Genomic DNA, 1,273 nt, shown 5'->3' on the forward strand with positions numbered 1-1,273 from the left:
GAAGGTCAGCTTTTCAGGTACCATTTTGGAAGCGGCTGTTGGTGTTGGTTTTTGGTGTAAGGCCCTGAAACGTTAACACTTTCAGCCGCTTTCTTTTATACCCTGTGAGAAATCCGGGCTAAAGATTTTGATATAACTCCAGCCGCAGCTAGCAAACGACTTTCTAATATTGAAAAAAATATTGGATGCCAACTTATATCCAGATCTACCCGCTCCATGAGCCTTACAGCTAATGGAAAGATATACTTAGAATATGCACATCAAGTTACAACAACGATAGAAGAAATGAGTTACGCTTTACGTCAGAAAACTGACGAAGCAGAAGGACTTATTAGGATTAACGCTCCTTTCGGGTTTGGAAGAAAATATGTCTCAAGATTTGTATCGGACTTTATAGAGGAATATCCTAAAATTGAATGCCAGCTGCATCTCTCCGATCATCCTTTAAATTTAATCACCAACGCTTTTGATATCGGCATTCGGTTCGGATCTCTTCCAGACTCTGGTTTGCATGCTAGGAAAATCGCCTCACACAGGCGATTTTTATGCGCCTCTCCTGACTATTTAGCCACTAAAGATGAGCCCTTATCACCTCAAGATCTTGTTCATCATAACTGCATAGTACTTAGGCAGAACGATGAAACATACGGAAATTGGCACTTCACAAAAGAAGAGCAAATATATCATGTTCGTGTTGGAGGAAACTTAAGCTCAAACGATGGTGAAAGCGTATTAAGTTGGACCTTGAAGGGGCATGGCATCGCTATACGAGCGGAATGGGATGTATATCACCATATCAAACAGGGGGCTTTGAAAAAAGTCCTCGGTGAATATCAACTTCCTAATGCTGACATATATGCCGTTTACCCTTATAAGCAAAACATTCCTATTCGTCTAAGAATGTTCATCGACTTTTTGGCCGAAAAAATGAAAATAGTTCCATTTGAATTGAATGGAACTATTTGATAGCAATTTAAGTAATTAACTTAATATATAAGGCTTGGCATTCTAATTTTAAATATTTCAAGCAGCTTTCGGCCAGGAGCGGTCTTTTAGGTCATTCTGATGTAACGCTCGGCTAAAACGCCGAAACGGAGTTAAGTGTTTTGTGCCAGCGTAGCGAAAGCGCAAAATGAGCAACACTGTGTAGGTCGGCGGTCTCAAGTTCCAAGCGCAACGCTATTGAAGGGTGCTCGGGCCAGCGACCGATTTCTTGAGCACCTCGGCGTAAACTTCCAGCGGCGTGCGCCAGTCCAGTGTCTTGCGCGGCCGC

2 protein-coding genes are annotated in these 1,273 nt (G+C 42.3%); one reads left to right on the forward strand and one right to left on the reverse strand.

Annotation, left to right across the window (positions count from 1 at the left end; all coding sequences use genetic code 11):
* The first annotated feature begins 111 nt into the window (after positions 1-111).
* Entirely contained in the window at positions 112-966 is an 855-nt protein-coding gene (locus tag HZS80_RS23205; RefSeq protein WP_340162628.1) for a LysR substrate-binding domain-containing protein, read from the forward strand.
* Between the two features lie 112 nt (positions 967-1,078).
* Here the strand turns inward: HZS80_RS23205 and HZS80_RS23325 are convergent.
* A partial coding sequence (locus HZS80_RS23325) for a hypothetical protein (protein ID WP_218927823.1) occupies positions 1,079-1,273 on the reverse strand: 195 nt, incomplete at its 5' end.

Origin of the sequence: Vreelandella glaciei, from assembly GCF_013415125.1 — a bacterium.
GTDB classification, from domain to species: domain Bacteria; phylum Pseudomonadota; class Gammaproteobacteria; order Pseudomonadales; family Halomonadaceae; genus Vreelandella; species Vreelandella glaciei.